Below are 17,926 nucleotides of genomic sequence, written 5' to 3'. Positions count from 1 at the left end.
TCGAGTCATGCCTTCGAAGCCCAGCACCCGGATCGCCGAGCCCCTGCTCGGCGGTCCGGTCGGCATTCACCTCGGTGTCGCCGGACGGCGGTTCCGCAGCTCCCAGGCCTATGCGCTGGCTGCGCTCCTCGGGCTGACCACGTTTCTCGGTCTGGCTCTGCAGGGACCGTGTCTCAACTCCGGCTATGCGCAGCCGTCCGCCTCGGCGAGGATGTGCGCCGGCCCCCTGTCCACGGCGTTCACCGGTGAGGTCAACCCCGAGGTGCTCGGTCGCGCTCACGGCGGGGCGGCGGGTCTGGCTCCGCTCGAGGCCCGCCTCGTCGACCTCCTCCACCTGGTCACGAACGACGTCTCACTCTTCATGGTCGTGGTCCTCCTGCTCAACACGGCTGGGATCGCGGCCTTCGGCGCGGGACTCCTCGTCCTCGCCCGTGAACGCGCCTGGCTGATCGCGGTCTTCGCCTCACCGCTCGTCCTCTTCACGCTCGGCTCGACGCTCGATCCGCTGGCGCTGGCACTCGCGGTGTGGGCGATGGTCCTCTTCTTCGGCGCACCCCCGCTGCGTCCGCGCGGATGGCTGGCCGGAGTCCTGCTCGGCATCGCGACGTTCATCAACCCGCTCGCGCTCCTCGTCCTCCTCGCCCTCACCCTGTCCGGACCCCGCCCGGCCCGCGGACTGAAGCCGCGGGATCCGCGGATGATGCTCGCCTCGGCCACGGTCACCTCGGCGATCCTGCTCGTCATCGACATGACGGCGATCGACCGGCTGATCCACTGGTTCTCCGATGCCGTCGACGGCGGCTCGTTCGCCTCGATCCTGGTCATGGCCGAACTCGGCGACACCGCTCTGTGGGCCCCGTTGTGGATCATCGCCAGCGCCGGCGTGGTCCTCGCCGTCACCGTCAGCATGTACATGGTCCGGCGCACCGGCCTGGACCCTGCCGTATCCTCCTGCCTGCTCATCGGCGGCTGCCTGCTGCTGGCACCGGGCCTCATGCCGTGGGACAGCCTGTGGCTGCTGCCCTTCGCCGCGCTGTCCATCCGACGCTGGTGGGTGCTCATCGTCTGGACGCTGGCCGAGGCGGTCTTCGCCGTCGGGATCCAGCTCGGCGACGTCTCCGGCTTCGAAGCCGACAAGGGACTCGACCCCGGCTTCGTCGCTCTCTTCGCCCTCCTGCGCCTGCTCGCCCTCGTCCTCCTCATCATCATGGCCGGCGAGAACCTCTACCGGCGCCGGATCCGCGGTGTGCCGGCTCCGGCGGCACCACCTCGGCGAGGCACCGCGGATGATGTTCGGCATAGGGACGGCGATTCTCGGCTCGAGAACGACCCGCCGCTGGTGGTAAGGAAAGCCACGTGATCGGACATGACAGAGCACGGGCGGTTCGACTAGAATAGTGAGGTCTGTTCCCATTTCGTGACCAGCACGGAAGCGGGACGGACAGGCATATACCCTCCTGCCATGGACCGACCATGGCCGCAAAGACCAGAGGAGGTGGGTGACATATGCGTAAGTACGAGCTCATGCTCATTCTTGACAACGACCTCGAAGAGCGGACGCTGGCTGACACCGTGAACAACCTGATCAAGGTTGTCCCGGCTGAGAACGGCACCGTCGACAACGTGGATATCTGGGGACGTCGTCGCTTCGCGTACGAGATCCAGAAGAAGTCCGAGGGCTACTACGTCGTGGTTGATTTCCACGCCGAGCCTGCAACGACCAAGGAACTCGATCGCCAGCTCGGACTCAACGAGTCCGTCCTGCGCACGAAGATCCTCCGCCCGGACGCCAAGTAAGGCATCTCAGCTACCTCGCTTCAAGGAGCATTCAATGGCAGGCGAAACAGTCATCACGGTCGTCGGGAACCTCACCAGCGATCCCGAACTGCGCTTCACACCCAACGGTGCTGCAGTCGCAAACTTCACCGTCGCCTCGACGCCGCGTATCTTCGACCGTCAGGCCAACGAGTTCAAGGACGGGGAGACCCTGTTCCTCCGCTGCTCGGTATGGCGTGAAATGGGAGAGAACGTTGCCGAATCGCTCACGCGCGGTAGCCGGGTCATCGTTCAGGGCCGACTGAAGTCCCGGTCCTTCGAAACCAAGGAAGGCGAGAAGCGCACCGTCATGGAACTGGACGTCGACGAAGTCGGCCCCAGCCTGCGACGCGCCACCGCCCAGGTGACGAAGAACAACCCCGGCGGCGGAGGAAACTTCGGCGGAGGCGGCAACAACTTCGGCGGAGGCCAAGGCGGAGGCCAAGGCGGAGGCCAAGGCGGAGGCGGCCAGCAGGGCGGCTTCGGCAACCAGCAGTCCTCCGGATGGGGCAACAACCCGCAGGGAGGCCAGCGCCAGGGCGGCTACAGCCAGGGCAACAACAGCGGTCCCGCCGATGACCCGTGGGCATCATCGAATCCACAGAGCGGCAACGGCGGCTGGGGCAATCCCGGCGCCGATGAACCCCCGTTCTGATCCACGTTCAGACATTTCGTTAACAGGAGATACTCATGGCCAAGCCAGAGATCCGGAAGCCGATCAAGAAGAAGGCTAATCCGCTCAAGAAGGGCGAAGCGGCGAACATCCACTACAAGGACACCGCTACGCTCCGTAAGTTCATTTCCGACCGCGGCAAGATCCGTGCACGTCGAGTCACCGGTGTGACCGTGCAGGAACAGCGCGTCATCGCAAAGGCTGTCAAGAACGCCCGCGAGATGGCACTTCTGCCCTACTCGAGCTCAGCTCGCTGATCGGAGGGAAAGAATAATGCCTAACCGCAAAGTGATTCTCAACCAGGAAGTCGACGGCCTCGGTGCCGCCGGCGATGTCGTCGAGGTTCGTGCCGGATACGCACGCAACCTGCTGCTGCCCCGTGGCTGGGCATCCGCATGGTCCGCAGGCGCGGAGAAGCACATCGAGGCTCTCCGCAAGGCCCGCCAGGCCAAGCAGATCGCCGACCACGACGAAGCAGTGAAGGTCAAGGGCGAACTCGAGTCGACCACGTCTCGCATCGAGATGAAGGCCGGCAAGAACGGTCGCCTCTTCGGCGCCGTCACCCCCGCCCTCGTGGCAGAGGCCCTGCACACGGCCACCGGTCGCGATTTCGATCGCCGCCAGGTCGCTCTGACCGGTCACGTCAAGAGCCCCGGCAGCTACAACGCTGTTGTGCGCGTCAGCGACGAGATCACCGCGAAGATCAAGTTCGAGGTCATCGGCAAGGCCTGATCCGAACACTGCACCACCACCGAGGCGGCACCTGAGTTCAGGTGCCGCCTCGGTGTCTTTTGTGGGGGCGTGAGTTTCGGTTCGGCACGGTTTCCGCTGGATAGCCCAGTTCCGGAATTGGGCTTCTCAGCGCAGAATGTGGCGATTGTGCATCGATGTGGGCGAGTGTGGACGAGTGTGGACGGCTGTCTGCGCCCGATGCGCCTCAGGCCAAGAGCTTCTGGCCGATCATCGTGTCGGACTCACCGAGTCCCGGCGGAATCGCGAACAGCGCCGAGGCCTGGTGCTGGAGGTACTCGGTGAGCAGATCCTTGTGCGCCATGGTCTTGAGTATCGGGTAGAACTGGGTGCGCGGGTCGCGGACATAGGCGATGAAGAACAGTCCGGCGTCGAGGCGGCCGAGCGAATCATTGCCGTCGGTGTAGTTGTAGCCGCGGCGCAGCATCATCGCGCCGTGATTGTGCTCGGGAGCGACGATCGCAACGTGTGCGCGAGCGTCGATGGCACGATCACCCTGTCCGTTCTTCGCTGCGAAGTCCAGCGGGGTGAACTCCGCGTCCGCATCCGGTGAGGCCACGGACTGTGGGGCTCCGTAGCGTTTGTCGCGACCGATGATGTCTTCCTGCTCGGCCAGGGAGACACGGTCCCAGATCTCTAAGTACATGTGGATCTTCCGAGCCATGAAGTAGGTTCCGCCGGTCATCCACGCATCCGAGGCGTCATCGTCGCCGGACTGGACCCACAGGTGCTTGTCCAGCTCCTTGTCCCCGTCCTCGGACTTGATGTTGTTCGTCCCGTCCTTGAACCCGAAGAGGTTGCGCGGCGTCTCCTGCGCAGTCGACGTCGACGAGGTGCGCCCGTAGCCGATCTGCCCCCACCGGAGTTTCGCGGTGCCGAAGGCGATGCGGGTGAGATTGCGGATGGCATGGACGGCGACCTGCGGATCGTTCGCGCAGGCCTGGACGAGGAGGTCACCGTCCGATGCATCCGTGCGCAGTGCCTCATTGGCGAACTTCGGCACTCCGTCGCGGAGTACTGCCGGCATCTTCTCGGCCAGTCCGAACCGGTCTCGGCCCTTGTCGTCGACGAACAGGGAACGGCCGAAGCCGAAGGTGATGGTCAGTCCGCTGGCCGGATAGCCCCATGCCTCACCGGAGTCTGCGGGTGGGAACTCGCGGTTGGCGCTCGGGGCACCCCCGACGAGTTCGCCCGCGGTCATCTGCTCGGCCGCGACAGTCCAGTCCTCGAGGAGGAATCTCAGCGAGTCGAGATCCTCGTCGGTGACGTCGAACGCCGCCGTGTACATGTTGTCCTGGGCAGGGGTGAGGATCCCCTGCTGGATCTCGCCCCGAAACGGGTAGCGCAGTTCGGTGGCCGACCGTTTGTCCGCTTTCGCGCCGCGGATCCCGTAGCCGACGGCACCTCCGCCGACGCCGGCGATGCCCAGTGCCCCTGCTGCCCCGCCGAGGGCGAAGAGCCGTCTGCGGTCGATGCCGCGGAACCGGCCGGAGGACTGTTCGTCCGATCCGGCCGGTTCCTTGGCGTCGTTCTGCGGGGTCAGTGCAGCACCGTCCTGGCGACCTTGGACAGGGGCTCGCTCAGTGCGTTCACAGCATCGGAGAACTCCTGCTGGGTCTTCGTGTAGTCCGTGTCCTTCGGAGCCTCACCGGCGTCCTTCTGCACGGTCGCGACCTTCGCATAGTCCTGGTAGAGGGCGTTGCCGTCGTCGTCCTTGCCGTCCTGCTGCTTCTTCAGCAGCGTGTTGACCTTGTCGAAGTTGTGCGTGATGCGCTTCGCCAGGTCGGGGTCCTGGTCCTCGACGAGCTTCTCGACGTTGCCGTAGGCCACCTCGGCGCCTTCAACATTGGCCTTGAAGTCATAGAGGTCGGTGTGGGAGAACGTCTCCTCCTCACCGCCGATCTTCGACAGGGCGACCTCCTCCATGAGGTCGGAGGCCCCGGTGGCGACGTCGGAGAGTTCGAGCTTGAACTTTCCGTTCGCTCCGTCGACCTTGCCGTAGACGAGGTCGTAGAGCTTCTTCGTGTCCGTGTTGAGCTGGTCGGCGACCTTCTTCCGGTCGTCGTCGGAGTCGAAGGCGAAGCCTTCGGACTTATCTGCGAACAGGTCGGCCTCGATGCGGTGCCAGCCGGTCCAGTCGGCGAGCACGTCCGGATCGTTGGGCTTCTTGTCCGCATCGGCCGAGAGGTCCTGGACGCGGGCGTCGAGTGCCCCGTCGAGGTCGCCGGCTTCCTTGATGCCGAAGGACTCCGCGGTCGGCTCGATGCGTTCGTAGTGCTGGCGGGCCAGCGGGAACTGGGCCTTGGCTTTCTCAGTGTCGCCGGAGGTGTAGGCGTCGGTGAACTCCTGCGTGGCGTCGACGAGCTGGCCGACCTGGTCCTTGACGTAGCCGGTGTAGTTCGTGATGGCCTTGTCCTCTTCGGCCTGCACGTCCTTCGAGACCTCGACCTTCTCGCCCTTGGTCACGGCCAGTTCCGCCAGCCCGACGAAGTCGCCGACCATGTTCGGCTTGCAGGCCGTGTAGTACGTGCCCTCGTCGAGCGCCGTGGTCAGGGTGGCGGTCGTGCCGGGGCCGATGTTCTCGCGTTCGGATTCGATCTGCAGCTTGTTCTCGGCGAGGATCTCGAACTCGTTCGGCTTGGTGCCGTTGTTCGTCACGGTGAAGGTGACCTTGCCCGAGGGGAACTCCGCCGGTGAGACCTCGCAGGAGTCATCGGAGATCGTCACGGTGATGTCGCCGTTGCCGTCGGCGTCGTCGGACTTCTTGTTCTGCGGGTTGTCGGTGCACGCCGCCAGCGACAGTGCCAGCAGCGTGGCGGTCGGCAGGGCGATGAGAGCACTGTGTCGTTTCATAGGAATCCTTGTGATGAGTCGGGATGGAGCGATGAGTTGGGACGGAGGGACGGGACGGGGTGGATCAGGGATCGACCGTGGGGGCCGGGGTATCGGGTCGGGCCGTCGCCGAGGTGGGGGCCGCCTCGGCGTGGGATCCGTTGTTTGCGTTGGGCGGAGTTGCGGGAGTCGTCGAACCGTTCGATGTCGCGCGTGTGCGGCCGTGCACCTGGCGGGCGAAGAGGATGATGACCGGCACGGTGTAGACGACCCAGCCGATCGTCTGCAGCACCGTCGGTTGGACGTTGACCTGGAAGATCGCCTGGCCGAGGACGTAGAGCCAGTAGATCGGTGAGCCTGGGCCGGGCAGGGATGAGCTGAAGTCCCAGGAGTGGGTCATGATCCCCGGCAGGACGCCCGCCTCCTGCAGATCCCCGATGCCGTAGGCGAAGATGCCGGCGGCGACGAGGATGAGGAAGTAGCCGGTGACGGAGAAGAACAGCTTCATGTTGATGCGCCTGGACCCGCGGTAGATGATCCAGCCGAGGACGACCGCGAGGACGAGTCCGGCGATGACGCCCGCGGTCGTGGCGAGCACGCTGTTCTCGACCGAGGAGCGCACCGTCGCCCAGATGAACAGCGCCGTCTCGGCTCCTTCACGACCGACTGCCAGGACGGCCAGTCCGACGATGCCCCAGCCGGAAGAGCGTCTGGTCAGCGATGCGGCCATCGACGATTCGAGTTCGCCCTTGAGCTGGCGGGAGTGCTTGCCCATCCAGAAGATCATCCCGGTCACGAGGACGACGGTGACGATCGACAGGGAGCCTCCGATGATCTCCTGCGCCTGGAACGTCAGCGTCTTCGGGCCCCAGGTCAGCACAGCACCGATCGAGAGTGGGATGAGCGCGGCCACACCCACACCGAGCCAGAGCTTCGGCAGCACATCGCGGCGATCGGTCTTGACCAGATAGCCGACGAGGATCCCGATGACCAGGGTGGCCTCGAGCCCCTCCCGCAGCGCGATGAGGAGATTCGCAAGGAACATGCGACCTTCTTCTGTCTGTCCGCCGAGGTGGCAGCACAGCGGTCGCCTCGGTGCCTCACCGGAGACAAGGGGGATCCGGTGGAGAAATGGATATGTCCGAATTTAGCCTTACCTAAGGCAGGCGAAAATAAGTGTACATCCGATCGCAGGGTGCGCAAGGTCACGGGCGTGACTCGATTGTCCGGTACGTCCCGGGGTCGAGGTCAGGTGTCCGTGTCAGGAGTTCGCGGGGTAGGTGAGCGTTCCGTCCGAGCCGACCTCCGCACCGTCACTGAGCTTCGCTGGAACGATATGGCCCTCGCCGAGGATGTGCGAGACCTTCAGATCACGTGCGAGCAGGTGATCGGCGATGATCCGGCGGTGGCAGCGCCACCATACGGCTTCCGCGCACATGAGCGCACAGCGCTCGCCCTCACCCCAGGTGATGAGGGTGGCCAGATCCGTACGGAAGTCCTCGGACAGCGCGTGGTCGGCATAGTTGTGGAAGCTGCGGTTCTGCCACCAGGCATTTGTCTCGAACGGAACGGTGCGGCTGACCGGTCGGCGTCCGGTCAGCCCGTCGAGGCGACGCAGCTCGATCCCGCTCTCGGCGAGTTCGGTGGTCAGGGTGTCGGCGTTGAACTGGGGGTGTCTGTTCGAACCGGGCAGTCGGCGGACGTCGACGACCACCTCGGTGCCGGTGTCGGTGAGCAGTTCGATGAACTCGTTCAGTGAGCGATTCGAGTGTCCGACCGTGAGGAACGGCGGCAGCTCAAAGGTCTCTGCGGAGTCGTTCCGGGTGGACGACATCGGTGTCGGAGAGGAGTCCGTCATTCGTCGAGGAGATGCAGTGCGCTGCCTTTGTGGGCGGCGATGTGATCGGTCTTGTCGCTCTTGATCTCGTACTGAGGCTCCTCGGGCGAGGCGCGGCGGCGGTGACCCTTGTAGTCGAAGTCGGCGGTGTGGACTTTCGTGATGGTGCCCGAGACCTGCCCGGCCTCGGAATTCCATCCGACGTGGTCCCCGACCGAGAAACCGTGTGCCATGATGCCTCCCTGCCTGTGCTGGACCGGCCTGCGATGGATGAACTTCTTCCATCCAAACACGAAGACCGCTCCGGGGGAACCGCACAGGCAGGATCGGCCCGGCACTCGGGGCTCGTTCTGGCTCAGCCCTGGCTGAGGTCGGTGATGAGCGCGTCGATGAAGGTTTCGCAGGCGGCGATCTGCTCGAGTTCGATGAATTCGTCGGGCGCGTGGGCTTGGGCGATATCGCCGGGGCCGCAGACGACGGTCGGGATGCCGGCCTCGGAGAACAGTCCCGCTTCGGTGCCGTAGGTGACCTTGTCATCGGTGGCGATGCCGCCCCAGCCTGCGGCGAGGGAGACGATCTCGGCATCGGCGGGAGTCTCGCATCCGGGGGCGGTGGACTCGATCGTGAAGTTGACCCCGGCGGTCTCGTTCTCGGCGGCCATGGCGCGGCCCAGGCGCTCGGCCTCGTCGCGGAAACGGGTGATGAGGGCTTCGCGATCAACGGAACTGAGCGAGCGGAACTCGAACTGCACGGTCGCCTCGGCGGGGATCGTATTCACGGCGATTCCGCCCTTGAAGGTGTTCGCCGTGACCGAGGTGTAGGGCACGACGTAGGCCTCGTCGAAGGGTCCTTCGGTGCGGAATTCGGCGGCAACGGCGTGGACGAAGGCGACGAATTCGGAGGCGTAGGCGATCGCATTGACGCCTTCGGTCGTGAGCGAGGAGTGCGCGGCGACGCCGTGGAAGTCGACGCGGAAGACGCTGATCGACTTGTGGCCGCGGATGACGCGCATGCTCGAGGGCTCACCGACGAAGCAGCCGCGGGGCGCGAGTTCGGCGTCGGTGATGGCCTTGACGAGGTCGACAGCGCCGACGCATCCGACCTCCTCGTCATAGGAGAACGCGAGGTGGATGGGTTCGCGCAGCTTCGCGGAGGTGAGCGCTTCGAGTCGGGAGAGGATGACGCCGACGAAGGACTTCATGTCCGCGCTGCCGCGGGCAAAGTACTTGCCGTCGCGGATCTCGGGCGTGAATGGCTTGCTCGACCAGTCCTGACCGTCGACGGGGACGACGTCGGTGTGTCCGGACAGGACGATGCCGCCGGTGGTGGTGCCGTCGGCGGCGGGGATGGTGGCGAGCAGGTTCGCCTTCGTGCCGTCCGGGTTCGGAATCCGCTGGAAATCGATGCCGGCGGCGTGGAGGCGAGCCTCGACGTGCTCGATGAGCGGGAGGTTCGTGTCCCGGCTTGTCGTGTCGAAGGTGATGAGATCGGTGATCTCGGCGATGGTGGCCTCGGCCGGTTGTGCTGGCACGACTGCTCCTGACTCTCGGATGCTGATGGCGTCGATCCGGTCGGTGCGCTGCGGGCAGGTGAGGGTCCGGGTGGTCCCGGGGCTCGGCGGGGCCGCGTCTCCCAGGTAGGAGCGGTCCGTGGTCCCGTGTGCAGGACAGCGATGACCAGACTCCTCTCACTCTACGGGGCGCGTTGCTGCGTGGGCTCACCGGCCCCGTCAGTGGGACGGCTGCGCGAGGATGAGCAGGGCCTCGTTGCGAGCCGCGAGCCCCTCGGTGGGGATTTCGGCGTTCATCTCTTCGCGCATGACTGCTCGCTTGACCGGGTCCATCGTCAGCTGAGCCGAATGAGTGAACACCATCGACAGCCAGCCGTGCCGCGAATAGTGCAGGTCTTCGGTGAAAGTGGACTCCCGTGGGGTGAAGTTCATGGCGCGCAGCTGGGCGAGGGCCGGGTGCTCGACGGGTTCGAAATTGTCCGGCGTTGTCGCTGCCGAATTCGTCGCAGTTTCTTGGTTCGCCGCAGTTCCGAGACTCGCGGAGGCTCCCCCACCATGGAAGCGCGAGCTGATGGCGTCGAGTCGCTCCCGCAACTCTCCGCACGGTTCGATATCGTTCCAGGCCAGGGCCAGACTCCCGCCCGGTTCGAGCAGTCCCCTGATCTTCGGCAGAGCGACCAACGGGTCGACCCAGTGGAACGACTGGCCGAAGCTCACGAGGTCGAACGTGCGGCCGCGTGCATTCCAGTCTTCGAACCCAGAGATTTCGACGTCGAGACCTTTGGAGCGGGCGACGGCAGCCATCTCCTCGTCGGGTTCGACCGCCAGGACCTCGGCGCCGGTATCTCTGAGTTGAACGGCGAGGATGCCCGTGCCCGAACCGACATCGAGGACGCGCGGAACACGTGAACCGGGTCCCGCCTCGGCGGCGTTGATCATGGTCGAGACGAGCGCGGCAGGATAAATCGGTCGGTAGGTGTCGTAGTCCGTGGCCACCTCGCCGAAGGATTCCGCTCGCTCACGATTCTCGAAGTACTCCATCCACCGAGCCTATCGCCGGTCGCCGGACATTGTCTGGCTCCTATTCCTCATCAGATTTCGACCGACGCAGGATCGGGGAACTCCGCAAAGCTCAGATCGTCATCGATTGGTGCCAGTTCGAGATAGCTGGGTCGGTCGTCATCGATGAAGAGAAGGAGCATCGCCCCAGCGGTGCCGGCGGTGAGGACGATGCGATTGGACCAGTCTCCGTCGCCTCCTTGGTCATCGCGCGATTCATCGTCGGCGTGAAGGCGGGGACGCATGCCGATGCTTGGGCAGGTCCCGCAATCGCATTCGCTTGTCACCAGGACCTCGCCGAGGTTGTTCTCCCAGAGTCGTCTCTGTTCGGTGGTGATCGGCATCGGTGGATCCCATCCTTCGCGCTGTTCAGGAGTGAACTTCGCGTAGTCGGCTTCGTCGGGAGATGTCGTGGCCGAGCGGATCATCAAGAGTGCAATGCTGCGTTCTCGGGTATTCAGGGGGCGAGCCATAGTGGTTACTCTAGCTCGAGGGATGGGGGCGGGCCTCGGATCGATCGTGGTGGGGAGTGCTTGTGTGCTCATCTCCTACATGCAGCGGCATAACCAACCGGTGCACCGGGGTGTTGTGCCGCGAACGGTGTCCGATGGTGCTTGTGGTTGGGAGTGACGGCAGCGGTGTTGGATGCCTGATTGCGGCTTCGCTGATCTCGCGCTCGGACAGCACGCCTCCCGGATAGTACGCCGAATTCCCAGCTGAGAAAGCGCCCGCGGATGCGGGCCGAGCGGCGTGGTTTCGCTAAAGTCGATGACAAGTGACAAGGGGGAACGATGTCGATCGAGAATGCACCATCCGTGCCGCGCTTCGGTTCCGGCGGCGACGCCGGAGGACCGTCCGAGCTGACGCCGGAGGACCAGGAACGCGCCCGCGGGCTGAAGAAGATGCGCACTCTCGCGCTGTCCCTGCTCATCCTCGCCACGCTCATCTTCCTCTCCACCCACATCTTCACCGACAACACCGGCGTCTGGGGCTTCGTCTCCCGTGCCTCGGAAGCGGCGATGATCGGCGCGATCGCAGACTGGTTCGCCGTCACCGCGCTCTTCCGCCACCCACTCGGGCTGCCGATCCCGCACACAGCGATCATTCCCCGCAAGAAGGACACCCTCGGAGCGAGCCTGTCGGCGTTCGTCGCCGCGAACTTCCTCCACGCCGAGGCGGTGTCGACGAAGATCCGATCCGCCGAGGTGTCCCACCGTGCCGGCCGATGGCTGGCCAAACCCGGCAACCGGGACATCGTCGTCGACCGTGCCGCGGGAGGGCTCGAGTATGTGCTCGCCCGCATCGACGATGATTCCATCAAGGCTCTGACCAGGAACGTCATCATTCCCCGGCTCGTCGCGACTCGGAAGACCCCGGTGTTGGCGCAGCTGCTGCGCCAGATCGTCCTCGACGGAGCTCACCATAGGCTCGTCGACCTCATCGTCACCGAGGCGTACGCGTGGCTGCAGGACAATCCCCAGGTCATCGACGAGATCGTGCACAATCGGGCACCGTCCTGGGTGCCGGACTTCGTCAACGAACAGCTGGCGAACCGTCTGCAGCGCGAAGTCCTCGGCTGGGTCGCCGATGTCCGCGACAACGAATACCACAAAGCTCGTCAGGCCCTCGATGCCTGGCTCGTCGATCTCTCCGACGATCTCGAATCCGATTCGTCGCTGTCGGAGCGCGCCGAAACCATCATCAACGACCTGCTCAGCCAGGACGGCGTCGTCGACTCGGTGCTCGAGATCTGGACCTCGCTGAAACAGCTGCTGCGCGAGGCCATCATCGACGAAGGCGGCGAGGTCCGTGCCCGGATCTGGCAGCTCATCGGTGAATTCGCCGACCGCCTGCAGTCGGATTCGGACTTCTCCCGTCGCATCGACGATCGGATCGCGACCACGGCCGGCGACCTCGCCGAGAGCTTCGGTCCCGAGATCGCCAGCGTCATCTCCGACACCATCGAACGCTGGGATGCGAAGGAAGCCGCTGAGCGCATCGAACTCTACGTCGGCCGCGACCTCCAATACATCCGCATCAACGGCACCGTCATCGGCGCCCTCGTGGGCCTCCTCCTCCACACCGTCATCGTGCTCCTGCCGGGGTGAGTACAGGCCATGGTCGTCATGGTGCCGGATGAGTTCTTCGACGGGAGCCCTCGATTCATCAATCGAACATCGCAATCATCATCTGCTGATGCTAGAATTGATGCTCACGGTCAGATGCCATTCGGATTGCTGATGGCACTGTAGGAGGGGGCGCGATGCGAACCACAGTCACCATCGATGATGAGCTCATGGACAAAGCCGCGGAGATCAGCGGAATCACTGAGCGCTCGGCCCTGATCCGCGAGGCTCTCAAGACACTTGTCAGGGTGGAGAGTGCGCGACGCCTTGCGGCTCTTGGAGGTTCTGATCCGGAGAGTTCCGCGGCACTCCGACGGCGTAACGAAGTCGCATGATCCTTGTCGACACCTCGGTGTGGATCGACCATCTTCATCGACCCGATCCTCTGCTCCAGCGTCTGCTGGAGGTCGATGAGGTCGGATGCCACTCCGCGGTCGTCGAAGAATTGGGTCTCGGTACGCTGAAGTCTCGCAACGACTTTCTCAACGACCTCGAATCGCTGTTCAGGTTTCCCGTTCTGGCTCACGATGAGCTCATGAGCTTCATCGCGATGCGGTCGCTATGGGGTCGAGGGCTGAGCGCGGCCGACGTCCACCTTCTCGGTTCCGTGTTGGTGATCGACGGTGCTCGTCTGTGGACACGCGATAAGAGACTGCTGCGCGCTGCCGAAGAGGTCGGCTGCGCTTTCGTTCACGACGAGTGAGAGTCGAGACTGTGAGATCAGGCGGACTCAGACTCCGCGCTCTGTGAGCACAGTGCCGGGATGAGAGTGGCGATCTGCTCACAGATCCATTCCACCGCTCCCGCGCGACCGGCGATGTGATCGCGCAGCGCGCTTTCGAAGATGCCGTCGAACATCGTGTAGGCCGCACGCGATCCGACCAGCGGCTGATTCCCCGCGAGGTCGGAGAATCGGCTCACCACGCGCCAGATCATGTCCTCGAGGCCACGGTCGATGTCGTAGACGTCCTCGCGCAGCTCCTCCTGGAACATGCTCTGCGACCGCAGGTCGTACCAGAGGCGATGCATCGACGACTCTTCCGTCAGTGTCTGTACGAGCTTGTCGGCGAAGCCCGTGAGGAGGCCGTCGGCGCTCCTCGCTTCCTCGACGACCGAGTCGTAGCGGTGCATGCACTGGGTTTTGTAGTGCTTGACGCAGAAGACGATGAGTTCGGTCTTGTCGCGGAAGTAGTAGTGGATGACTCCGTGGCTGAACTCCGAATTGGCAGCGATCTCGCGCAGGCTCGTTCGGGCATAGCCGAGCTCACCGAGCGTCTGCAGCGCGGATTCCGCGAGCCTGATCCGGCGCTCGTCATAGCTGCCCGTGCCCCGTCTGCTGCGGGCGGGCTTCTGCTGAGATTCGGTAGTGGCCACATCTCGATGTTAGCTTCTTCGGCTGGTCTGGGCAATTGTTTTGGACAGATGGTCTTGACAGTCGTCAAGAATGAATGTGACGCTGAACACCCAACTCGGAAACAACGGCGAAGGAGCCGCAATGACTGCTTATGATCTGACCGGACGTCGAGCTTTGGTGACAGGTGGAGCGCAGGGACTCGGAGAGTCCTACGCTCGTGCACTGTCCGCCTCGGGAGCGAAGGTCGCCATCGCTGACCTGCAAGAACGCGGCGCCGAGGTGGCTGCCGACCTCGGCGAAGGTCATCACTTCGTCAAGCACGACGTCACCGACGACGCGTCCTGGCAGGCAGCGGTCGATTCGACCGTCGGCGCACTGGGCGGGTTGGACATCATCATCAACAACGCCGGAGTCGAGATCACCAGCCTGATCGCCGATATCGACCCGGCCGAGGCGAAGACGATGCTCGACGTCAATGTCCTCGGTACGGTCCTCGGCCTCAAGCACGGATTGCGCGCGATGCGGCCAGGAGGACCTGCCGAAGGCGGCGGAACGATCATCAACGTCGCCTCGGTGGCAGCCACGATCGCATTCCCCGGAATCTCCGTGTACTCAGCGACGAAATCGGCGATCGACCGGCTCACACGAGTCGCAGCGATGGAGAGCGGGAAGCTCGGCTACGGGGTTCGGGTCAACTGCCTCTTCCCCGGTCTCGTTCCCAACGAGATGGGCGCCGGTCTGGCCAATGACGTCTCGGAGCTCGACCTCTTCGAGAGCCCGGAGGCAGCTGTCCAGGCCGTCGTCGAATTGACTCCGTCGGGTCGCTTGGCCGAGGAGCAGGACATCACCGACGCACTGCTGTTCCTCGCCTCCGATGAATCACGGTTCGTCAACGGCGCAGCCCTGCAGGTCGACGGCGGCATGGGCATGTGAGCCCCACCGGTGACCTCCGACAATGCCTCTGATTGCTGCATTGTCGGCGACCCAGCATTACCACGAAGACAGAAGACAAAGGAGACACTGATGTCCGAATCCAACAAACCCGTCGTCGTCTACGGCGCCAGCGGCTACACCGGCCGAATCATCTGCGAATATCTGAGACAGTACGACGTTCCCTTCATCGCCGCCGGCAGGAGCGAGGAGAGGCTCCGCGAGTCAATGGACCGCAACGTGCCCGGCATCGAGACCGCGGACTATGAGATCCGCACCGTCGATACCACGGTTGAGGCCCTCACCGAGCTGTTCTCCGGGGCGAAGGTCGTGCTCAATACGGTCGGTCCGTTCAGCAAGTACGGTCCGACCGTCGTTGAGGCGGCTCTCGCCGGAGGAGCGCATTACCTGGATACCAGCGGGGAACAGGATTGGCTCATCACATGTGAAGAACAGTTCGGCGAGGCCTATGCCGAGAAGAGCCTTCTGCTCTCACCAGGACTTGCGCAGATGTATACGATCGGCGAAGTCGCCGCCAATCTCTGTTTGGAACAGCCGGGGCTCGATACTTTGGACATTGCCGTCTTCTGGGGAGGCAGCCCGACGATCGCGTCGACGCAGACGATTCTCGTCAACGCCGCGACGTCGAAAGCCTACTATCTCGAGCGGAACAAGTACGCCGAGTTCGATCCCAATGAAGGTCTCGTGCCCTTGGTCGTCCCCGGGCAGCATGAGCTTGCTCAATCACTTCCCTGGGGTGGAACCAGCCACCCGGTGTGGTTCAGGAACGACCCTCGGGTCGCCAATGTGAAGGCCCAAGGCGGTGTCTTCAACACTCCTCTCATGCGCGGAGTTCCGGTGATCGTCGCCAATGCCTTGGAAGAGACCAAGGACATGAGCGAGAGTGAGCGCGACCGAGTGCTCACCGAACGTGCCGCAGAAGTGATGAGCGTGATGCCGCCGCGAGAGAATCCACGAGTCAACAAGTCATTGGATTCCGTGCATGCCAGCGGACCGCTCGGCCGCGCTCACTGCGTGATCCACGGCAACAGCAACTATCAGCAGACCGGCCTGCTGCAGGCCTTCGCGGCCTACTACCTCGTTCAGAAAGCACCTCTCAAGGTGGGCTTCGCCTCCGGGTGCCAGGCCTTCGGCCATCGTGAGCTCCTCGGGGTTCTGCGCGAGTTCGGGCTGGTGGCGCCTCCGGTGCTCTCCGTTCAGGCCTGATCCGATACCGAATACCCCTGCGGGGCCACGGACTGCGTGCAGTGGCATCTGCGGCGCATTCGTGGCCCCGCACAGACTATGGAAGGACATGGGAAATGAGGCTCTCCAACTATTTGGACAAAGGTGCGTCCATCGATGTCGATGCTGCGTGCCTGACGACCGACGGTGAGACGCTGAACTACGGGCAGGTGCAGACATTGTCGGTGCGAATCGCCGCTGGACTTGCCGCCAGAGGCGTCGGCCCCGGTGACAAGGTGGCCATCATATCGAGCAATGATCCCTTCGCCTTCACCTGCGTCTTCGGGATAAGCCGCCTCGGGGCGGTCTGGTGCCCGATCAATCCGCGCAACGAAGCGGAGGAGAATCGCGAACTGCTCGAGCTCTCCGACTGTACGGTGGTCTTCTTCGCCGGTGCTTATGCGCAGCTCGTCGAGAAGATCAGAGCCGACCTCCCTCTCGTTCACACATGGGTGTGTCTCGACCAGCAACACGATGACGCGCTGGGTTGGGACGAATTCCTCGACGGTGGTGACGGACGGGATCCCGGCGGGGTCCCGGTGGATGACCTCGCGATGGTCGTCGGAACCGGAGGCACGACCGGCAAGCCCAAGGGCGTCATGCTCACCAATCACAACCTCGAGACCATGACGGCCATCACTCTGATGTCCTACCCGTTCACCCGGACTCCGGTGTACCTGGCCATGGCTCCTCTGACACACGCCGCGGGCGTGCTGTGCTTCCCGATCCTGGCGCTCGGCGGCGAGATCGTCATCATGCGCAGCGCGGACGTCGGTCAGTTCCTATCCAATGTGGAGACACATAGGGTCACCCATTCGTTCCTTCCACCGACGATCGTCTACATGATTCTCGCCGACGCGGGCCTCGATTCGACCGATCTGAGTTCATTGGAATGCCTGTGGTACGGAGCAGCTCCGATGTCTCCCGTGCGTCTTGAGGAGGCGCTCGAGCGAATCGGCCCGGTCATGGCACAGCTGTTCGGCCAGACGGAGGCCCCGATGATGGTCTCCACCATGGAGCCGCGGGACCACTTCTTCCCCGACGGGTCGGTGGCCACGGACCGCCTGCGTTCCGCAGGAAGGCCCTCGCCACTGTGCACCGTGGCGATCATGGATGCCGACGGCTCGATCCTTCCCCGCGGTGAGCGAGGCGAGATCGTCGTCCGCGGCTCACTCGTCATGGACGGCTACTATAAGAATCCCGAAGCCACCGAGGAGGCCACGCGCTTCGGATGGCACCACACCGGTGACATCGGCTACCTCGACGAGGATGACTACCTCTTTGTCGTCGACCGTGCCAAAGACATGATCATCACCGGAGGGTTCAACGTCTACTCCACAGAGGTTGAGCAAGCGCTGCTCTCGCACCCGGATGTGCAGGATTGTGCCGTCATCGGTCTTCCCGACGACCACTGGGGTGAGAAAGTCACCGCTGTCGTCCAGCTGCGCCGAGGCGGTGAGGTGACGATGGAGGAGCTGCGCGCCCACGTCAAGGATCGCATCGGCAGTGTGAAGGCCCCGAAGCGCATCGAGGCCTGGTCGGATCTGCCGCGGTCCAAGGTCGGGAAGGTTCTCAAGGTCGATATCCGTGACGAACTGCTGCAGGCAGATCCGTCGGCCACCCGTCTTGGTGGATGAGCTGAATGAGGTTGCCGACCGTGTCGTCGAGCACTGCCGTGGTGATCGGCCCCATCGTCGTGGGAGCCTGCGTGAACGTCACTCCGTCGGGATCGTCGGGTGAGACCACGGTCAGCCAGCGCGGACCACCCATGTCGATGGCGTGGTGCCTGGAGACT

The 17,926-nt window shown here is 64.0% G+C and carries 20 protein-coding genes; 11 read left to right on the top strand and 9 right to left on the bottom strand.

Translation table 11 applies throughout. The features are described 5' to 3' along the window. Positions 1-7: 7 nt before the first annotated feature. The 5 genes from J9314_RS18975 (at position 8) to rplI (ending at position 3,220) form a co-directional block, all read left to right on the top strand. Positions 8-1,360, top strand: a complete 1,353-nt coding sequence (locus J9314_RS18975) for a hypothetical protein (RefSeq protein ID WP_210603815.1) — start codon at positions 8-10, stop codon at positions 1,358-1,360. 146 nt (positions 1,361-1,506) lie between these two features. Further along, on the top strand, positions 1,507-1,797 hold the full coding sequence (gene rpsF, locus J9314_RS18970) for a 30S ribosomal protein S6 (protein WP_025779601.1): 291 nt from the start codon (positions 1,507-1,509) through the stop codon (positions 1,795-1,797). Between the two features lie 34 nt (positions 1,798-1,831). Further along, complete coding sequence (locus J9314_RS18965; RefSeq protein WP_210603814.1) at positions 1,832-2,470, top strand: single-stranded DNA-binding protein; 639 nt, start codon at positions 1,832-1,834, stop codon at positions 2,468-2,470. 35 nt (positions 2,471-2,505) lie between these two features. Further along, positions 2,506-2,745 carry a 30S ribosomal protein S18 gene (gene rpsR / locus J9314_RS18960; protein WP_025779604.1) on the top strand — a complete coding sequence of 80 codons (240 nt, stop codon included), beginning with the start codon at positions 2,506-2,508 and terminating at the stop codon, positions 2,743-2,745. A gap of 16 nt (positions 2,746-2,761) precedes the next feature. Beyond that, positions 2,762-3,220, top strand: coding sequence for a 50S ribosomal protein L9 (rplI, locus tag J9314_RS18955; protein WP_181274269.1), 459 nt, complete (start codon positions 2,762-2,764; stop codon positions 3,218-3,220). Between the two features lie 205 nt (positions 3,221-3,425). Here rplI and efeB read toward each other — a convergent pair whose 3' ends face one another. From efeB to J9314_RS18915, 8 genes are all read right to left on the bottom strand, one after another. Next, positions 3,426-4,712, bottom strand: a complete 1,287-nt coding sequence (efeB, locus tag J9314_RS18950; RefSeq protein WP_281412386.1) for an iron uptake transporter deferrochelatase/peroxidase subunit — start codon at positions 4,710-4,712, stop codon at positions 3,426-3,428. Positions 4,713-4,777: 65 nt separating this feature from the next. After that, positions 4,778-6,091, bottom strand: a complete 1,314-nt coding sequence (efeO, locus tag J9314_RS18945) for an iron uptake system protein EfeO (protein ID WP_210603813.1) — start codon at positions 6,089-6,091, stop codon at positions 4,778-4,780. Between the two features lie 64 nt (positions 6,092-6,155). Further along, entirely contained in the window at positions 6,156-7,115 is a 960-nt protein-coding gene (gene efeU / locus J9314_RS18940) for an iron uptake transporter permease EfeU (protein WP_210603812.1), read from the bottom strand. A gap of 216 nt (positions 7,116-7,331) precedes the next feature. After that, on the bottom strand, positions 7,332-7,928 hold the full coding sequence (locus J9314_RS18935; RefSeq protein WP_246490515.1) for a DUF488 domain-containing protein: 597 nt from the start codon (positions 7,926-7,928) through the stop codon (positions 7,332-7,334). Next, the gene (locus J9314_RS18930; protein WP_210603811.1) at positions 7,925-8,140 is read right to left on the bottom strand and encodes a hypervirulence associated TUDOR domain-containing protein; all 216 of its coding nucleotides are present in this window, start codon (positions 8,138-8,140) and stop codon (positions 7,925-7,927) included. Before J9314_RS18930 ends, J9314_RS18935 begins: the two co-directional genes overlap by 4 nt. Positions 8,141-8,262: 122 nt before the next feature. Continuing rightward, complete coding sequence (gene argE / locus J9314_RS18925; protein ID WP_246490514.1) at positions 8,263-9,438, bottom strand: acetylornithine deacetylase; 1,176 nt, start codon at positions 9,436-9,438, stop codon at positions 8,263-8,265. A gap of 198 nt (positions 9,439-9,636) precedes the next feature. Continuing rightward, positions 9,637-10,458: a class I SAM-dependent methyltransferase gene (locus J9314_RS18920; RefSeq protein ID WP_210603810.1), complete on the bottom strand. Its 822-nt coding sequence runs from the start codon at positions 10,456-10,458 to the stop codon at positions 9,637-9,639. Positions 10,459-10,508: 50 nt separating this feature from the next. Next, positions 10,509-10,949 carry a hypothetical protein gene (locus tag J9314_RS18915; protein ID WP_210603809.1) on the bottom strand — a complete coding sequence of 147 codons (441 nt, stop codon included), beginning with the start codon at positions 10,947-10,949 and terminating at the stop codon, positions 10,509-10,511. Positions 10,950-11,267: 318 nt separating this feature from the next. Here J9314_RS18915 and J9314_RS18910 point away from each other — a divergent pair, with 318 nt between their 5' ends. The 3 genes from J9314_RS18910 to J9314_RS18900 all read left to right on the top strand — a co-directional run bounded on the left by J9314_RS18910 (position 11,268) and on the right by J9314_RS18900 (position 13,305). Then, complete coding sequence (locus tag J9314_RS18910) at positions 11,268-12,584, top strand: DUF445 domain-containing protein (RefSeq protein WP_210603808.1); 1,317 nt, start codon at positions 11,268-11,270, stop codon at positions 12,582-12,584. 155 nt (positions 12,585-12,739) lie between these two features. Next, on the top strand, positions 12,740-12,937 hold the full coding sequence (locus tag J9314_RS18905; protein ID WP_210603807.1) for a type II toxin-antitoxin system VapB family antitoxin: 198 nt from the start codon (positions 12,740-12,742) through the stop codon (positions 12,935-12,937). Next, positions 12,934-13,305, top strand: a complete 372-nt coding sequence (locus J9314_RS18900; RefSeq protein WP_210603806.1) for a type II toxin-antitoxin system VapC family toxin — start codon at positions 12,934-12,936, stop codon at positions 13,303-13,305. The genes J9314_RS18905 and J9314_RS18900 overlap by 4 nt, the downstream gene beginning before the upstream one ends. 17 nt (positions 13,306-13,322) lie before the next feature. Here J9314_RS18900 and J9314_RS18895 read toward each other — a convergent pair whose 3' ends face one another. Next, positions 13,323-13,976, bottom strand: coding sequence for a TetR/AcrR family transcriptional regulator (locus J9314_RS18895; RefSeq protein WP_210603805.1), 654 nt, complete (start codon positions 13,974-13,976; stop codon positions 13,323-13,325). 121 nt (positions 13,977-14,097) lie between these two features. On the opposite strand from J9314_RS18895, the gene J9314_RS18890 reads away from it, so the two are divergent. The 3 genes from J9314_RS18890 (at position 14,098) to J9314_RS18880 (ending at position 17,768) form a co-directional block, all read left to right on the top strand. Next, positions 14,098-14,889: an SDR family NAD(P)-dependent oxidoreductase gene (locus J9314_RS18890; RefSeq protein WP_210603804.1), complete on the top strand. Its 792-nt coding sequence runs from the start codon at positions 14,098-14,100 to the stop codon at positions 14,887-14,889. Between the two features lie 9 nt (positions 14,890-14,898). Beyond that, on the top strand, positions 14,899-16,113 hold the full coding sequence (locus J9314_RS18885) for a DUF5938 domain-containing protein (protein WP_246490513.1): 1,215 nt from the start codon (positions 14,899-14,901) through the stop codon (positions 16,111-16,113). Positions 16,114-16,208: 95 nt separating this feature from the next. Further along, complete coding sequence (locus J9314_RS18880) at positions 16,209-17,768, top strand: acyl-CoA synthetase (protein WP_210603803.1); 1,560 nt, start codon at positions 16,209-16,211, stop codon at positions 17,766-17,768. Positions 17,769-17,926: the final 158 nt, after the last annotated feature.

The sequence above is a fragment of the Brevibacterium oceani genome, from assembly GCF_017948325.1.
GTDB classification, from domain to species: domain Bacteria; phylum Actinomycetota; class Actinomycetes; order Actinomycetales; family Brevibacteriaceae; genus Brevibacterium; species Brevibacterium oceani.
Note: the sequence above shows the minus strand (reverse complement) of the source record. Positions and strands in the feature narration are given on the sequence as shown.